The sequence below is a fragment of the Virgibacillus alimentarius genome (assembly GCF_000709085.1).
Classification (GTDB): domain Bacteria; phylum Bacillota; class Bacilli; order Bacillales; family Amphibacillaceae; genus Virgibacillus_B; species Virgibacillus_B alimentarius.
Genome location: NZ_JFBD01000096.1, coordinates 1 through 17148 on the forward strand (window position 1 = coordinate 1; position 17148 = coordinate 17148).

A 17148-nucleotide genomic window follows, 5' to 3' on the forward strand; every position below is an offset into this window, starting at 1 on the left:
TTTTTTCATGATCTCCTGTAATCATAACTGTTTTTATGCCCGCTTGTTTACATTCTGCTATCGCTGATCTTACTTCTCTTCTTGGTGGGTCCATCATGCCATATAAGCCAACGAAAGTTAAATCATTTTCTAAAAATGTTGTCTCAAGGGATTGATTTTTGGGGATAGATTTAACGGACACAGCTATCGTTCGTAGTGCTTTTGCGGCCATATCATCTACCGTACCTTCTAAGGGACGTTTGTCTTTTAAGAATTTTTTACCATCCTTGTCTATATAACTCGAACATCTCGGTAATAAAACATCAGGTGCACCTTTCGTTATTAGAAAACGCATATTATTTTCATCTTCAACAACAATACTCATGCGCTTGCGCTCTGAATCAAATGGTATTTCCTTAATAACTTTATAATTATCCCATAAATGATGTGATAAACCGAATTTTCTTGCTGCTACAAGCAGGGCTCCATCTGTTGGATCTCCATCAACCGAATATTTTCCTTTATTTACTAATAATGAGGCATGATTACAAAGCATTCCGTACAGGAGCATCTGTCTTAAATTAGGGAAATCCGTAGCAACTTTCGTATTACCTAAGAAATAATCCCCTTGAATGTCATAACCATCGCCCGTTACATATAAATACTCACCATTCAAATAAATTTCCTTTACAGTCATTTGGTTTTCCGTCATTGTTCCTGTTTTATCGGAACAAATAATAGATGTTGAGCCCAGTGTTTCAACTGCTGATAATTTCCGTACAATTGCTTTTCGTCTAATCATTCGCTGGACACCTAAGGACAGTGCGACAGTAACAATCGCAGGGAGCCCTTCAGGAATTGCCGCAACTGCTAAGGATACGCCTGCTAAAAACATTTTATATACGGCATGTCCTTGATATACACCTATCACAACAACCAATGAAGTCAAAATAAATGCTAAAACAATCAATACTTTTCCGAGTTCAGCAAGTTTATTTTCTAGTGGTGTGTTCGATTTTGTTGTCCGAACCATCAACGAAGCTATTTGCCCCATGACAGTATTCATGCCAGTACCGACAACAATTCCTATTCCAGTACCCCTAGTTACTAAAGTTCCGGTAAATCCCATATTCGTTTGATCTTGCGCATCAATGTTACTTTTATTAATTGCTTGTACGTGTTTCATAACAGGAAGAGATTCTCCTGTTAAGGCAGCTTCTTCCGTTTCTAAACTATTTGACTTAACGAGGCGAACATCGGCAGAAATACGATCTCCACTCGTTAACCTTATGACATCGCCAACAACAATTTCTCTGGAGTTAATTTTTTTCCATTTTCCATCTCGCAAGACATTTGCTACCGGAGCGGATAATTCTTTTAATTTTTCTAATGATTTTTCTGCTTTTTGCTCCTGGAAAAAGCCAATTAATCCGTTTATTAATACAATTACCATGATCGCTATAGCGTCTATGAATTCTCCGAGTAACCCGGCAATTAATGTTGCCCCTAGCAACACCAATACCATAAAGTCCTGGAATTGTTTTAAAAAGATAAGCCATTTTGATTTATTTTTTTCTCCTTCTAGCACATTTTCACCAAATTGTTTGCGACGTTCTTCTACTTGTTTTTCTGTAAGACCTCTATTTGCTGTAACGTGCAGCTTTTGCTCGACTCGTTCAACATCTAATTGATACCATTTCACATCGCATTCCTCCAAATTCTCACCATGCTATTTACACTTTGCTACATACATTTGCTGTTTCGATGAGTCCTAATCGATATATATGCAGGTTTGTCCAAAAAGATGCTATAATTGTTCGGTGAGGTGATTTTTATGCCATTTGATGGAATCGTTACAAAAGCAGTAAAAGAAGAAATACAAAAAGAGATCGTGCCAGGAAAAATCACAAAAATCTATCAGCCTACAGCGACTGAGCTAGTGTTTACCGTTAGAAGCAAAGGGAAGAATCATTCGTTATTATTATCAATCCATCCGACCTATGCTCGTTTTCACTTAACGAATGATATTTATCAAAACCCAGCCCAGCCGCCAATGTTTTGTATGCTTTTGCGCAAACATCTATTAGGATCTATTATAGAATCGATTGAGCAATTTGGGATGGAGCGGATTGTTTCATTTAATATCACGGCAAGAAACGAGATTGGTGATACAACTTATAAAACGCTTGTCATGGAATTAATGGGAAAACATAGCAATGTTATCTTTTTGGATAAAGAAAAGGAACATATTATCGATAGTTTAAAACGTGTTTCCATGTCTCAAAACCGTTATCGCACCATCTTGCCTGGTTCGACTTATAAGCTCCCTCCAACACAAGAAAAGGTGAATCCACTAGAAATAAGCGGAAACGAATTTTTAAAAGGAATTGACTTTAATGCAGGAAGAATTGATTCGCAAATCGTTCATCTGCTTACTGGCATATCACCTTTTATTGCAAAGGAATTTGTTGCTCGCACGCAGTTAGGTTCACCTAAAGTATATCTTGAAAAATTCATGGAATTTCAAGAACAAATCAGAAGTCAAACCACTGAGCCAAGAATATATCGTAATAAAAAAGAAGACTTTCATGTGCTTCCAATTACTTCCTTTCAAGGGAAGAGTGAACATTTTGACTCCACTAATGCTATGCTTGATGAATTTTATTCGGGAAAAGCAGAACGTGATCGCGTCAAACAAAAAGCTGGAGACCTATACCGATTTCTTAAAAATGAAAAAAATAAAAATGAACGTAAGTTAAAAAAACATAAACAAACACTGAAAAAGGCTAAGAAAGCAGAGCATTACCAAAAATTAGGGGAGCTTTTAACCGCCCATATGCACTTGGTAAAATCAGGAGATAAAACAGTTACGGTAACGGATTATTATGATCCTGATCAACATTCACTTACTATTGAGCTTAATCCTAATAAATCCCCTAGCGAAAATGCACAAGGCTTCTTTAAAACGTATCAAAAATTAAAAACATCCAAACAGGTTGTAAAAAAAGAAATGAAGAAAGCGAACACTGAAATAGCATATATGGAACAGCTATTACAGCAAATAAACGTGGCCAGTGAATCAGACATTGAAGAAATTCGGGAAGAATTACGTGAAGAAGGCTACTTAAAAAAACAAACACAGGGAGGAAAGAAAAAGAAAAACAAACAAAAAAAACCAATGCCTGAAGAATTTATTTCTTCTGATGGCACAACCATTTTCGTTGGCAAAAATAATAAACAAAATGAATATGTAACAACAAGACTCGCTCATCGTGATGATATTTGGCTGCATGCTCTAAATATTCCCGGCTCACATGTTGTGATCCGTGAGAGTAATCCCAATGAGAATACGCTGCTGGAAGCGGCTCAATTAGCTGCCTATTTTAGCAAATCACAAGCTTCTTCTTCGGTTCCAGTTGATTATACAAAAATAAGACATGTGAAAAAGCCAAAAGGAGCAAAGCCTGGTTTTGTTACCTATGATAATCAAAAAACACTTTTTGTTACTCCTGAGAAGTCAAAAGTTGATAAGTTAAAAAAGCAAGGATGATTGCATATAGAACCATCCTTGCTTTGCTTTATATTTATGCTACTTTTGGAATTAATGTTACTTCGATGTTTCCTCTTGTTGCTTTGGAGTAAGGACAAACTTGATGAGCTTCTTCTGTTAATTCTTCCGCTTCTTCCGGACTTATACCCTCAATGTGAATATTTAACGTCACTGCTAATTTAAACCCACTATCTTTTTGATCCTTGCAGAAATTGACTTCTGCAGTTGTTTCTGAATTAATTTTTTTGTTTTGGTTTGAAGCCACCAAGTTTAATGCGCCGTCATAACAAGCTGCATACGCAGCAGCAAAAAGCTGCTCCGGATTTGACCCTTCTTTACCTTCTTGCCTCTTATCCGCTGGATGGACCAGTTTAAAATTGATGCATCCATCATCTGATCTAACATGTCCGTCCCTGCCATTTGTTGCAGTAGCACTTGTTGTAAAAATTAGATTGCTCATTTTAGCACTCCTTTTTTATCGTGTAATGAACTGTTCCTCCTAAGCACGAGTACGAAACGTTTAATCATATTTTTCTCGTAATAATGCTTGAATAAAATGATCAACTTGAGGCAGATTTCGAATTCCCTCTTGATAACAGACCCATGTATCCCTAGTTGCATAAGCACCATTTAACTTTAATGGCATGTGCGGATAACTTTTCATTAAAGAATGAGAAACACTTTTAGGCAATACGGCCATTCCTAACCCTTCCATCATAAACTGTTTACAGGTCTCAATTTGATCTACGCGAATCGCTTTTAATGGCTTAATCTCTTTTTGATGATAATAAAGCCAATGATCTACTAAATCATGCATGCTATCATCACTCTTAAAAGAAATTAAAGGACGTTCCTTTAGTTGATTCTTCGGAAAGGCTTCCGTATCAAAAATATATAATGGATCACCAAATAAATGCTCACATATCCCTTCTTTTAGTTGCTCTCCCCTAATAATACAAACGTGATATTTTGTATAATCCTTTTTTATATCTTCACTAATTCCCGTCACTAAATCAATCGATACTTTTGGATATGCTTTCGTATATGCAGCTAAAATGGATGGTAAATACCGCTGACTAATGAGTGTTGAGCAGGCAATGGATAAGGTACCTTGAACTTCAGCGCTTGATTTGGCAAGTGTATTTTTTAGATTTTGTTCCTGTTCGATAATATTTTTGGCCTGCTTTAATATGAGTTCGCCAGCTGGAGTAGGAATTAATTTTTTTGAAGTGCGGATAAAAATTTTCTCATCAAAATAGTCTTCTATATATTTTAATCGCTGTGTAACAGCAGGTTGAGAAATTAAAATTTGTTTTGCTGTACCTCGAACTGTTCCTATTTCATTTAATTTCAATAACAAATCGTAATCATCTATTTTCATTTCAATAACCTACCTTGAAATTATGATAAATACATCCTAATTATAGCTCATTTCAGACTATTTTGTGCTGAAAAATAAAATCCAGAAAATTTTCAAAAAAATGATGAAGGGATGAAAAGACAATGAAAGTAAAAGACTTTTTGGCTAAAATAAAAAATACTTGTCCATATAGACAAGTGATTTTTTGTTTATTTAAAGTTCATTTCTCCACGCTTCTAATTGTTTTCTTTCATTATCTTCAATTTTCCCATCTTCTACTAAAATGTGAAGTACTTCATCGTAATTAGTTAGGCTTTGATAAGATAGACGCGCATTTAAAAATTGCTGCTTTGCTTTATCCAATCCATAGGTAAATATGGATAAAATATCTATTACTTTTCCGCCATGTTCCTGTACAGCTTGTGCTGCTTTAATGGATGATCCACCTGTTGAAATTAAGTCTTCAATTACAAGAACCTTTTGTCCTTTTTCCAATGTACCTTCAATTAGATTTTCTTTACCGTGCCCTTTAGTTTTAGATCTAACATAGATCATGGGTAATTCCATTCCTTCTGCTAACCAAGCAGCGTGGGGAATCCCTGCTGTTGCACACCCAGCAATTACATCAGGTTTTTCATCCATCTTTTTAATCTTTTGGATAAATGCTTTCATTATTTTCTTGCGAACAGCTGGATAAGACATCGTTAACCGATTATCACAATATATTGGTGATTTTATTCCAGACGTCCATGTAAAATAACTGTCTGTTTTAATTTGTACAGCTTGTATCGATAGCAAATCTCTCGCAATTTCATGATTTAATTCCATGTTTCCACTCCTTGACTGCTTGTTGATATGCTTCATATGGATCATTTGCTTTTGTAATACTTCTACCTATAACAAGATTATCGGCACCATGTTCGCGAGCATATGCTGGTGTTGCAATTCTCTTTTGATCATTCTTTTCAGATAACTGCAGGCGAATTCCTGGTGTTACGGATAAAAATGATGGACCACATGCGGCTTTAATTTGCTTGGCTTCGTGAGGAGAACACACAACTCCATCTGCCCCATTTTGTTCCGCCAGTTTTGCAAAACGAACAACATTTTCTTCGACCTCACCAGGTAATAGCAGCTCATTATTTAGGCTATCTTTATCCATGGAAGTCAATACGGTTATTGCCATTAATTGTGTTTTGTAACCATCAGATAAGCCTGAAAGTAATCCTTCTTTTGCTGCTTGTATCATTTCGCTTCCACCTGTTGCATGTGTACTAACCATATCAACCCCTAGTTTGGCAATATTCTTCATGGCTTTATTTACAGTTGTTGGAATATCATGAAGTTTTAAATCCAAAAAAATAGGATGATTATTGTCTTTCAATCTTTCTATTACAGCTGGGCCCTCTCTGTAAAATAGTTCCATCCCAACTTTAACGGGTACACCTTTTAATTCATTCCATTCGATAAATTGCTTTGCTTCTTTCCAACACGGAAAGTCAAGCGCCAAATATATTCGATTCACTCTATGTCATGCCCCTTTCCCACAGCATCCTGAACAGACTGAAATCCATACTTACTTAACACTTCTGGCAATGCCTCTATTATTTCAGTACAAATAAATGGATTCCTAAAATTTGCAGTTCCAATTGCCACAGCACTTGCTCCAGCTAAAAGGAATTCAAGAACATCGTCTGCTGTATTTATACCTCCCATACCGATAATCGGAATATTTACATGCTGTTTTACTTCGTAGATCATTCGAATAGCGACTGGTTTAATCGCAGCCCCAGATAAACCACCGGTTTTATTAGCGATAATCGGTTTTTTTGATGGGAGATGAATTTGCATCCCAGTCAACGTGTTAATCATTGATAAACCATCTGCTCCTGCCTCTTCCACTGCTTTTGCCATCGCAATGATATCTGATACGTTAGGGGATAGCTTTACATATACTGGCAGATTACTCGCTTTTTTAACTACTTTAGTCACTTCAGCAGCCATAGAAGGGTCTGTTCCAAATTGAATTCCGCCTTTCTTTACATTGGGACAGGAAATATTTAATTCTAATGCATGGACTTTATCTGTCTCATTGAAGGCACTGGCTACTTTCTCATATTCCTTTATTGTACTCCCCGCAATATTAGCAATCAGTGAAATATCATAGTTTGCCAAAAAAGGGACTTCTGTTTCAATTATTTTATCCACACCGGGATTTTGCAAACCGATTGCATTAAGCATTCCAGAAGGAGTTTCGGCAACTCGGGGTGTCTTATTTCCTAGTCTCTCCTCACCAGTTGCTGCTTTCATCATAATAGCACCTAATTTGCTTAAGTCATAAAACTCACTGTATTCGCGCCCAAATCCAAAACATCCTGATGCTGGCATGATCGGATTTTTCAAGTTTAACCCAGGTAATTGAGCTGTTAAGTCCATCATAAGCAAACCTCCTGTGCTTTAAAAACAGGGCCATCTCTACATATTTTCTTATAACCGCCATGATCATCTGTAGGTATCACACAGGCAAAACATGCGCCTACACCACAGCCCATGCGTTCCTCTAAAGATATATATCCGCTTTTATGATCCAGCTCTTTTGTAATAGCTTGCAGCATTGGTAATGGTCCACATGCATAATATCGGTCATAATCACCAATTTTATCTAAAACGGCAGTAACAAACCCTGCTTCACCGTAAGTTCCATCATTCGTAACAATATGCGTGTCGCTAAATTGACTAAATGCATTTTCATAAAAAACATTGATCGCTGTTTGGAATCCTAATACCGAAATCATATTTATATTCTTTTTTGCTAGTGTTTTGCCTAAATAGTATAACGGTGGAACACCAATTCCACCACCTATTAATAAAACATTGGAAGGAACTTCATTATCAATGGGAAATCCTTTTCCACAAGGACCAAGTGCATTTACTTTCATACCTGGGAGATAAGAAGCGAGTTTTTTTGTACCGGATCCAATCGTTTTAAATAAAATTGTTATTGTTTCGGTTTCCCTATTTACATCGGCTATTGAGATAGGCCTCCTTAGTGTATGACCAGGAACATTTACATGAAGAAATTGCCCCGGTACTGCCGTTTGACTAATATAGGTACTTTTTAATACCATTTCAACAGTATCAAGTGCAATAACATTCGTTTTTCTTATTTGCATGTCAACTTTTTTTAACATTTATTATAAACCTACCTCTTTCGTTTAATATTCGTAGTTAGGCAAAGACACTCTTTCGAAAGGCAACTTTTCCTTCAACAATTGTTAATACTGGAGTTCCTTTTACATTCCAATTGTGAAAAGGAGTATTTTTACCTTTAGAGAAAAATTCTTCTTTATTCATTTTTATTTCTCTATCTAAGTCAATTAAAGTAAGATCTGCAATCGCATTTTCTTCTACTTTTCCATAAGGTAAGTTAAATACATCTGCAGGTTTATTTGTTAACCAATCAACTAATTGATTCAATGGAACTTTCTTTGTTTGAACCAAATGTGTATAGAGTAAAGGAAACGCTGTTTCTAACCCTACAATTCCAAAAGGAGCATGCAAGAAACCAATTTCTTTTTCTTCCTGAGCATGTGGCGCATGATCTGTTGCAATAAAATCAATTGTCCCGTCAAGTAACCCGGCTAATAATGCTTCTTGATCTTCTTTGCCCCTGAGTGGTGGATTCATTTTGAAATTTGGATCATCTGTTATGATGTCTTGTTCATTTAATAAGAGATGATGCGGGGTTACTTCAGCTGTCACATGAATTCCTGCTTTTTTTGCATCACGAATTACACGTACCGATTCCTTCGTACTAACATGACAGACATGATAATGGCACCCTGCAGCTTCTGCTAATAAAACATCACGCGCAATTTGTACTGATTCACTCAGAGACGGAAGGCCAGGTAGATTTAAACGTTCACTTATTTCACCGTCATGAACAACACCGCCATAAACAATCGAATTGTCTTCACAATGGGCTACAATCGCTTTATTATTACTAGCTGCCTCTTTCATAGCGCGTAGCATATAATCAGCCGTCTGTACTCCTACACCATCATCGGTAAATGCAAATGCACCTGCTTGAGATAGTTCCGTTATATTCGTTAATGTTTCTCCCTGTAAATTTTTAGTAATTGCTGCATATGGTAAAACACGTACAAAGGCGTCTGTTTTAATTTTCTCGTGCAGCTTGTTTAACGTATCTTGATTATCCGGAACTGGAGAAGTATTTGGCATCGCACAAACTGTTGTAAAGCCTCCTTTTGCAGCAGCTCGTGTGCCAGTTTTGATTGTTTCTTTATGTTCTCCACCCGGCTCGCGCAAATGGATATGCACATCAATAAAACCTGGTAGAAGTAATTGACCACCGCAGTCGATTACTTCTTCTGAATCTATTGATAAATTTTCTCCAATTTGTTTAATCTTTCCTTTATCGATAAATACGTCACAGGCTTTCACTTCATTGTTAGGCAGTAATTGTTTGGCGTTTTTCAATAGCATGCTCATGAAGTATCCCCCATTCTTGTAATAGTTTTATAATGATTGCCATTCTCATGTAGACACCATTTGTCATTTGCTTAAAGATTCTAGACCGATCACATTCTACTAAATCTGTATCCATTTCAACCCCACGATTGACTGGTGCAGGATGTAAAATGATTGCATGAGATTTCATTCTTCTTTCCCGTTCTTTCGTTAAACCAAAATTTTCCAAGTAATGATACGTATTACCACTTGAACTCTTATGTCTTTCATGCTGTATTCTTAAAAGCATTAACGCATCACAAAGCTCTACTGCTTCATCCATAGTAACATAAGGAAAATCTAATGTATTGTCTTCAAAGTTTGGTGCTGCACATAGATACACATTAACACCAAGTTTTTTTAATGCATTTGCATTGGACCTTGCGACTCTACTATGTTTAATATCGCCGGCTATAACGATATTTAAGCCCTCAAAATAACCGAACTCCTGATATATTGTTAGGAGGTCTAGCATACATTGTGTTGGATGTTCTTCCTTACCAGAGCCCCCATTAATAATCGGTATATTAACATTAGCATTTATTTCGTTAATCCAATTATCTGCAGGATGCCGAACAACAAGCAGTTGTGCACCAATCGATTCAAATGTTCTAGCTGTATCGTAAAGCGACTCCCCTTTTTGCACGCTAGATGTTTCACTATGAAAATCCAGCTCTTCTAAACCTAATTTCTTTTGTGCTACGATAAAGCTCATTTTTGTTCTCGTGCTCGGTTCGAAAAATAAATTAGCCGCAAATATTTGTTGATTAATGTAGTATTGCTCTTGTTTAAATTTTTCAGCAGTTTCTATTAATGAGATGATGTTTTCCTTACTTAGCTGATTGACCGATATAAAATGTCGCATTGGTATCCCTCCAAAAGTTGGTTTAGTCTTGCCCAGGTTTCACGCAATCTTCGTGTTGTTCTTATTTAATCCATTAAAAAACCTCTTTGCAAAGGTCGCAAAGAGGTATACGTATAGTGTTAACACGTATCTTGGCAACCTTTTAAACCTCTCTGGATTTAATTAAAGGTCATACGATTTAATTTTCGTACAAAGAAACTTCATCCCGATCGTCTATTTCGATTAATTGAACACCGATAATTTCTTTTTCAGATGTCGGGGTGTTTTTACCAACATAATCGGCCCGAATTGGCAATTCCCGATGCCCCCTGTCAATAAGGACTGCCAGTTGCATTTGCGATGGTCTTCCTATATCCATCACAGCATCCATCGCAGCTCTAACTGTGCGTCCAGTATACAATACATCGTCAACTAGGATTACTTTCTTTCCTGTAGGATCTTCTTCAATATTTGTTTCTATTAACTCTGGATCCTCATTCTCAGTTACTCGTTGTAAATCATCTCGATATAAAGTAATATCTAGTTCTCCGATTGGTACCGTAATATTTTCTATTTGTTTAATTTTTTCTTGAACTCTCCTTGAGATCGGAACGCCTCTTGTTTTTATTCCTACTAATAAAAGGTTTTCTCCCCCTTTGTTTTTCTCAAGAATTTCATGTGCAATTCGTGTTAATGCCCGATTAATTGCTGGCTGATCAAGGATTTCAGTTTTCTTCTTCATTCATTTCACCTCAAACTTAGGAATCGGTTCAAAAAAATACCTTTTTTCCAAGAGGAAAAAAGGTATTTAGACATATGTATTTCTACATATGAACGCCGTTTCCTTTTTAGCCTCACAGGACTAGAATTAAAGGATCATTTCATTTCTTTATTAATTATGTCAAACATGTCTCTATTTGTCAATACATTTTTTCTAATTGAGTCAACAGCTCCTTGAATTTGGATGGAGCTTCTGCTTTAAAATGCATCCATTCCTTTGTTGTTGGATGAGTAAAGCCTATACTTCTTGCATGCAGAGCTTGTCCTCCAATATCAAAAGTTTTTCGAGGACCATATTTGGGATCTCCTGCTAATGGATGTCCGATATATTTCATATGCACACGGATTTGATGTGTCCTTCCCGTTTCTAGTTGACATTTAATATGTGTGAAATTCTTAAAACGCTTAAGTACATGAAAGTGAGTAATTGCCGGTTTGCCTTGGTCAACAATTCCCATTTTTTGCCTATCTTTAGGATCCCTTCCAATTGGTGCATCAACTAATCCATTTTCATGATCAATAACACCATGAACAATAGCTTCATAAATTCTTTCTACTTTTTTCGCTACTAGCTGCTCGGCCAAATGAATATGCGTTGCTTCATTTTTAGCTACGATTAACAAACCACTTGTATCTTTATCAATACGATGGACTATTCCTGCCCGTTCTATTCCATTTAATTCTGAAAGATGGTCACAATGAAAAAGCAATGCGTTCACAAGGGTTCCCCTTTGGTGTCCTAAAGAGGGGTGTACAACCATTCCAGCAGGTTTATTAACAACTAATAGATCCTCATCCTCAAATAAAATAGAAAGGGAGATATCCTCCCCTTCAACGGAAAAGCTCTCTTTTTCGGGGACTTTCCATTTTAATTTATCTCCTTCAGCGCATTTGTAATTAGGTTTTACCACTTTTTCATTTACTGTTACGAATTTTTGAGAAATCCATGACTGGATTTGAGAACGTGAATATTCTGGATTAATGACCGCCAGTAGCTTATCTATTCTCATGTGATGCTGTTCAGGTAATACTTTATAATTTTGTTGTGTCATGATGTACCCTTTCCTTTCTTTCTTTCATCCATAAAAGTAAAAATTAAGAGCAAAATTACACCAACAACTAATGCTGAGTCAGCTATATTAAAAATAGGATAATCATAGTTAAAAATAATAAAATCCAGAAAGTCTACAACTTCTTTGTGAAGAATTCGATCGATAAAGTTCCCGATCGCACCACCTAAAACAAAGCTGAGCGAAACAGCCAATAATTTGTTTTCCTTTCCATATTTATGTAAATAAAAAATAACACCGATAACAACAATGACCGTTATAATATAAAAGAAATTCATTTTCCCCTCTAATATTCCCCATGCTGCACCTGTATTGCGGTGAGACGTCAGATAAAAAAATTTTTCGATCACAGTAATTTGATCATATATTTCCATATTTTTCACAACCATCCACTTAGACAATTGATCAATGCCAATGATAGCAATCGTAATCACATAATACCAGTACATACCCTGTCCTCCGATTCTTAACAAACTCTTCCCAAGCATTTTACCACAAGAAATAAAAAAGTGCTCGTTTAGCCAAAAATATCCCTCTATGATGAGAGGGATATTTTTATAGATGTTTATGCTTCTGAATAATGGTCTTTAACGATCGTTGCACAGCGTGTACATAACTCTGGGTAGTCTTTATCATCTCCAACTGTTTCCGAAGATATCCAGCAACGTTCACACTTTTCACCAGGATGTTTTTCGACTAGGATGTCAACATATTGATAGGATTTTGCACGATCATTTGCATCACTGATATTTAATCTTGATACGATAAACAATTGATGCAAGTTTTGAATGTTTGTTAATATTTCTTTTGTTTTTTCATCTTTTGGAATGATCGTTAATTCCGCTTCTAATGATTTTCCTATAACTTTTTCATTTCTCGCTTCTTCAAGTGCTTTTAAAACATCATCCCGAACATGCATGATTTGAGCCCATTTTTCTAATTGGTTTTCAAAGCCAGCAACTTCCCGTGCTTCTGGAACATCTGTTAACTGTACACTTTCTTCTTCCACACCTGGGATATATTCCCATATCTCTTCTGCTGTATGTGGAATAATTGGTGCGAGTAATTTTGTTATAGTAATTAAAATCTCGTGATAGACTGTTTGAATGCTTCGGCGACGGCTGCTATCTTCCGCTTCAATATATAAAATATCTTTAGCAAAGTCCAAATAGAAAGAGCTTAATTCATTGGCACAGAAATTATGAACTTCGTGATAAACAGTTGAAAACTCATATTTGTCATAGCCTTCACGTACTTTTGATACTAAGTTTTGCAAGCAATGAAGCATGTATCGATCTACTTCTGCTAAATCCGCTTCGTTGATTTTGTCTTTTTTCGGATCAAAATCAGCTGTATTCGCAAGCATAAATCGAACGGTATTTCTGATTTTACGGTAAGTTTCTGAAACTTGTTTTAATATATCATTTGAAATTCTAACATCAGCCTGATAATCAACAGAAGCTACCCATAAACGTAGAATATCTGCCCCAAGCTGCTTTAATACTTTGTTTGGCTGCATAATATTTCCTAATGATTTACTCATTTTTCTTCCATCGCCATCCAATACAAACCCATGGCTAATGATAGTTTTACATGGAGCTTTTCCAGTCACTGCAACAGCTGTTGATAAAGAAGAGTTAAACCAACCGCGATATTGGTCACTTCCTTCTAAATAAACATCTGCAGGACGGCGATGATCTTCTTTTTCTAGTAATACGGCCTCATGAGAAGAACCAGAATCGAACCACACATCCATAATGTCTGTTTCTTTTGTAAACGTACCATTTGGACTATGTTCTGATTTGAACCCTTTTGGCAATAAATCTTTCACTTCCCATTCAAACCATATATTGGAACCATGTTCTTTAAATAATTTAGAAACATGTTCAATTGTTTCATCTGTGATAATAGGTGTTTTATCTTCACCATAAAATACTGGGATAGGAACACCCCAAGTACGCTGACGAGAGATACACCAATCCTCGCGGTCTCTAACCATATTATATAATCGCGTTTCTCCCCAATGCGGATACCAGTTAATTTCTTTTATTTCTTTTAAAATATCCTGACGAAAATCTTTAATCGAGGCGAACCATTGAGATGTCGCACGGAAAATAGTTGGTTTCTTTGTACGCCAGTCATGTGGATAAGAATGTGTAATGAATTTTAAATCTAATAACGCACCAACTTCATCCAGCTTTTCTGTGATTAATTTATTCGCTTTATCATAGAAAAGCCCTTCAAATCCAGGAGCTTCTTCTGTTAGAACACCTTTCTCATCGACTGGACATAATGCTTTGATTCCGTATTTTTGTGCTACATAAAAATCATCTTCCCCGTGACCCGGTGCAGTATGAACACAACCAGTTCCCGCTTCCATCGTAACATGATCACCTAACATAATAATCGAATCACGATCATAGAGCGGATGCTTGGTGATGATTTGTTCTGCCTCTTTTCCTTTAAACGTTTTAAGTACTTCAGGATTATCCCATCCCAATTCTTCCGAAACCGTTTCTAACAAGTCATGTGCAACTATATATTTATCTTGCCCTGCATTTACAACAGCATATTCAAATTCCGGGTGCAGACTAATTCCTAGATTTGCCGGTATTGTCCACGGCGTAGTTGTCCAGATAACAAACTTTTCTCCACCTTCAAGAAGCTCTTTTCCATCTGTTACTTCAAATGAAATATAAACAGAAGGAGAACGTTTATCATGATATTCAATTTCTGCTTCAGCTAATGCAGATTCAGAAGAAGGTGACCAATATACTGGTTTTAAGCCTTTGTAAATATAACCTTTTTTGGCCATTTCTCCAAACACTCTTATTTGAGCTGCTTCATAATTTTTTGTCAATGTTATATAAGGATTATCCCAGTCTCCACGAACACCTAATTGTTTAAACTGGGTGCGCTGATTATCTAATTGGTCCATTGCATATTCTGTACACATTTTTCTAAATTCAACAATGTCTAATTTCTTACGATCTATTTTTTTCTTTTTTGTCAAAGCTGTTTCTATTGGAAGCCCATGTGTATCCCATCCAGGTACATAAGGAGCATGAAAACCAGTCATTGATTTATAACGAACAATGAAATCCTTCAGAATTTTGTTTAGAGCATGCCCAATGTGTAAATCACCATTAGCATATGGAGGACCATCATGCAGGATAAATATTGGTCTTCCTTTTGTTTTGTTTTGAACCTTTTCATAGATGTTATTCTCTTCCCATTGCTGTCTGCGAACTGGTTCTTTATTTGGCAAATTTCCGCGCATTGGAAATTTAGTCTTAGGCATAACTAGTGTATCTTTGTATTCCATCTTGCTTTCCTCCTTTAATTTTATCCATATATATTATATAAATATAAAAAGTCCTCAACATCCCTAAAAAGGGACGAGAAGACTCGCGGTACCACCCTTATAAATTTAAAATAACGTTTTAAATTCACTCTATACTCGTAACGTGAATAGGACGGCCATTTCTACTGATTTCGAACGACTACTCCAGAGTGATATTCTAAAAGTTTCTCTGCATCAGGCTTTCACCGTTTCCTGACTCGCTTTTCAGATCATACCTTTATACTGTCTCCATCATTGTATTTATTTAAATATAGTTTTTTAGTATGAATTATATGTAAATTTGCAGTGAACGTCAAGTTTTATCAATTATTATTTATTCCCCGCTTCTTCTAATTCATCGCTTATTTCTGTATCAAATAAATCTTCCCAATCATTTGTACTAATTACATCTAACTGAGCTTCAACCAACATCCTTAAACGTGTTCGGAACACTTTTGCTTGTTTTTTTAATTCTTCTACATCCATAGCGATTCGTCTTGATTTACTCAATGCTTCATTTATAATTCGATCCGCATTTTTTTCAGCCTCTTTAATAATGAGTTTCGATTCCTTGGTCGCATTTCCCTTTACTTCCTCGGCCGTTTCCTGAGCGACCAAAATCGATTTATTTAAGGTTTCTTCGATATTCGTAAAATGACTAAGCCTTTCCTCTAATTGAGCCACTTTTTCTTTTAAATCGTTTGTTTCCCTAATTGAAAGTTCGTAATCTTTAATGACCTGATCTAAAAATTCGTTAACCTCGTCTTCGTCATATCCGCGAAAACTCCTTGTAAACTCTTTATTATGGATATCTAGCGGTGTTAATGGCACACTGGCCACCTCCTTCTACTTCATTAGAATTAATCTACACGTTTTTATTCGACAAAAAATGGTGATCCTTCAACCCACTTCAATTATTTTAAAAGGGCGGTAGTGATTTTAAGCTTATTTTTTTTCGTTCTCCCATTTATATGAAGGAGTTTGCTTCGGCCTCTGCCGCGAAGAGAAATCATATCTCCAGACTCAAGATTCATTTTTCCGTCTTCTACAATTTTGAAATTTACTTTTACGAGCTTTTTTTCAATAAAATCTGCGGCCTCTTTCCGTGATAAATGATAGATTGCCTTTACAATAGCATCTAGGCGCAAAGAAGACACTGTTTTATCAGATTCAATCCACTCTAGCTCTCTTTCGATTAAATGAGATAAATCTTTTGAATCAAGATTGATGCTCGAATTTTTCACATTGGTTAAATTCACACTTACATATGGAGCGATTTCACTTGCTACAACAATTTGTATCATCCCATTTTCAACAAAAATATCACCAAGTTTTTTCCGTTCAATTCCCAAGGACAAAAACGCCCCCATAACATCTGGGTGTGATAAAGAGACGAATTTTTCTGCGTACTTTCCTTCTAAAAGTGTAAGATTAAAAGACGCAGCTGTTACATCTTCATAATACGGGGCAATGATGACACGTTTTCTTTCTGAGTGCCTCCCTCCACCATAGGACTGCACTTGCAGTTCATCATTTGAAGGACCTATAATCGCCTCGATTATTTGCTGCTCGCGAGGATCCAAGAAATCTGTTAATTTCATCTGAAACGTTCTTTCTACATGTTCCCTCCAGGATAAAACTTGATCAATAAAAGGTTGTTCTTCCTTGCGAAAATGTTGATAAATACTCATT

At 36.2% G+C, this 17148-nt stretch carries 16 protein-coding genes and 1 other annotated feature; of the genes, 1 reads left to right on the top strand and 15 read right to left on the bottom strand.

Annotated features, from left to right (window positions below; genetic code table 11):
• A partial coding sequence (locus GZ63_RS0113980; RefSeq protein ID WP_029270600.1) for a cation-translocating P-type ATPase occupies positions 1-1681 on the bottom strand: 1681 nt, incomplete at its 3' end.
• Positions 1682-1813: 132 nt separating this feature from the next.
• Between GZ63_RS0113980 and GZ63_RS0113985 the strand changes: the two genes are divergently transcribed.
• Positions 1814-3529 carry an Rqc2 family fibronectin-binding protein gene (locus GZ63_RS0113985; RefSeq protein WP_029270602.1) on the top strand — a complete coding sequence of 572 codons (1716 nt, stop codon included), beginning with the start codon at positions 1814-1816 and terminating at the stop codon, positions 3527-3529.
• Between the two features lie 34 nt (positions 3530-3563).
• On the opposite strand, the gene GZ63_RS0113990 is transcribed toward GZ63_RS0113985, so the two are convergent.
• The 14 genes from GZ63_RS0113990 to GZ63_RS0114055 form a co-directional block, all read right to left on the bottom strand.
• Entirely contained in the window at positions 3564-3989 is a 426-nt protein-coding gene (locus GZ63_RS0113990) for an organic hydroperoxide resistance protein (RefSeq protein WP_029270604.1), read from the bottom strand.
• Positions 3990-4049: 60 nt separating this feature from the next.
• Positions 4050-4910, bottom strand: a complete 861-nt coding sequence (locus GZ63_RS0113995; protein WP_029270606.1) for a LysR family transcriptional regulator — start codon at positions 4908-4910, stop codon at positions 4050-4052.
• A gap of 192 nt (positions 4911-5102) precedes the next feature.
• The gene (gene pyrE, locus GZ63_RS0114000) at positions 5103-5717 is read right to left on the bottom strand and encodes an orotate phosphoribosyltransferase (protein ID WP_029270608.1); all 615 of its coding nucleotides are present in this window, start codon (positions 5715-5717) and stop codon (positions 5103-5105) included.
• Complete coding sequence (gene pyrF, locus GZ63_RS0114005) at positions 5701-6414, bottom strand: orotidine-5'-phosphate decarboxylase (protein WP_029270610.1); 714 nt, start codon at positions 6412-6414, stop codon at positions 5701-5703. The genes pyrE and pyrF overlap by 17 nt, the downstream gene beginning before the upstream one ends.
• Positions 6411-7325: a dihydroorotate dehydrogenase gene (locus tag GZ63_RS0114010; RefSeq protein WP_029270612.1), complete on the bottom strand. Its 915-nt coding sequence runs from the start codon at positions 7323-7325 to the stop codon at positions 6411-6413. The genes pyrF and GZ63_RS0114010 overlap by 4 nt, the downstream gene beginning before the upstream one ends.
• The gene (locus GZ63_RS0114015; protein WP_029270614.1) at positions 7325-8080 is read right to left on the bottom strand and encodes a dihydroorotate dehydrogenase electron transfer subunit; all 756 of its coding nucleotides are present in this window, start codon (positions 8078-8080) and stop codon (positions 7325-7327) included. The genes GZ63_RS0114010 and GZ63_RS0114015 overlap by 1 nt, the downstream gene beginning before the upstream one ends.
• A 37-nt stretch (positions 8081-8117) precedes the next feature.
• Positions 8118-9401 carry a dihydroorotase gene (locus GZ63_RS0114020; RefSeq protein ID WP_029270616.1) on the bottom strand — a complete coding sequence of 428 codons (1284 nt, stop codon included), beginning with the start codon at positions 9399-9401 and terminating at the stop codon, positions 8118-8120.
• Positions 9361-10284, bottom strand: coding sequence for an aspartate carbamoyltransferase catalytic subunit (locus GZ63_RS0114025; protein WP_029270618.1), 924 nt, complete (start codon positions 10282-10284; stop codon positions 9361-9363). Before GZ63_RS0114025 ends, GZ63_RS0114020 begins: the two co-directional genes overlap by 41 nt.
• 178 nt (positions 10285-10462) lie before the next feature.
• Complete coding sequence (pyrR, locus tag GZ63_RS0114030; RefSeq protein WP_029270620.1) at positions 10463-11005, bottom strand: bifunctional pyr operon transcriptional regulator/uracil phosphoribosyltransferase PyrR; 543 nt, start codon at positions 11003-11005, stop codon at positions 10463-10465.
• Positions 11006-11183: 178 nt separating this feature from the next.
• Complete coding sequence (locus tag GZ63_RS0114035) at positions 11184-12095, bottom strand: RluA family pseudouridine synthase (RefSeq protein ID WP_029270622.1); 912 nt, start codon at positions 12093-12095, stop codon at positions 11184-11186.
• Positions 12092-12562, bottom strand: a complete 471-nt coding sequence (gene lspA, locus GZ63_RS0114040) for a signal peptidase II (RefSeq protein WP_029270624.1) — start codon at positions 12560-12562, stop codon at positions 12092-12094. Before lspA ends, GZ63_RS0114035 begins: the two co-directional genes overlap by 4 nt.
• 116 nt (positions 12563-12678) lie before the next feature.
• Complete coding sequence (ileS, locus tag GZ63_RS0114045) at positions 12679-15438, bottom strand: isoleucine--tRNA ligase (RefSeq protein ID WP_029270626.1); 2760 nt, start codon at positions 15436-15438, stop codon at positions 12679-12681.
• 66 nt (positions 15439-15504) lie between these two features.
• Positions 15505-15721: a binding site (T-box leader), on the bottom strand.
• Between the two features lie 65 nt (positions 15722-15786).
• On the bottom strand, positions 15787-16287 hold the full coding sequence (locus tag GZ63_RS0114050) for a DivIVA domain-containing protein (protein WP_029270628.1): 501 nt from the start codon (positions 16285-16287) through the stop codon (positions 15787-15789).
• Between the two features lie 83 nt (positions 16288-16370).
• Positions 16371-17147 carry a YlmH family RNA-binding protein gene (locus GZ63_RS0114055; protein WP_029270630.1) on the bottom strand — a complete coding sequence of 259 codons (777 nt, stop codon included), beginning with the start codon at positions 17145-17147 and terminating at the stop codon, positions 16371-16373.
• Between the last annotated feature and the right edge of the window lies 1 nt (position 17148).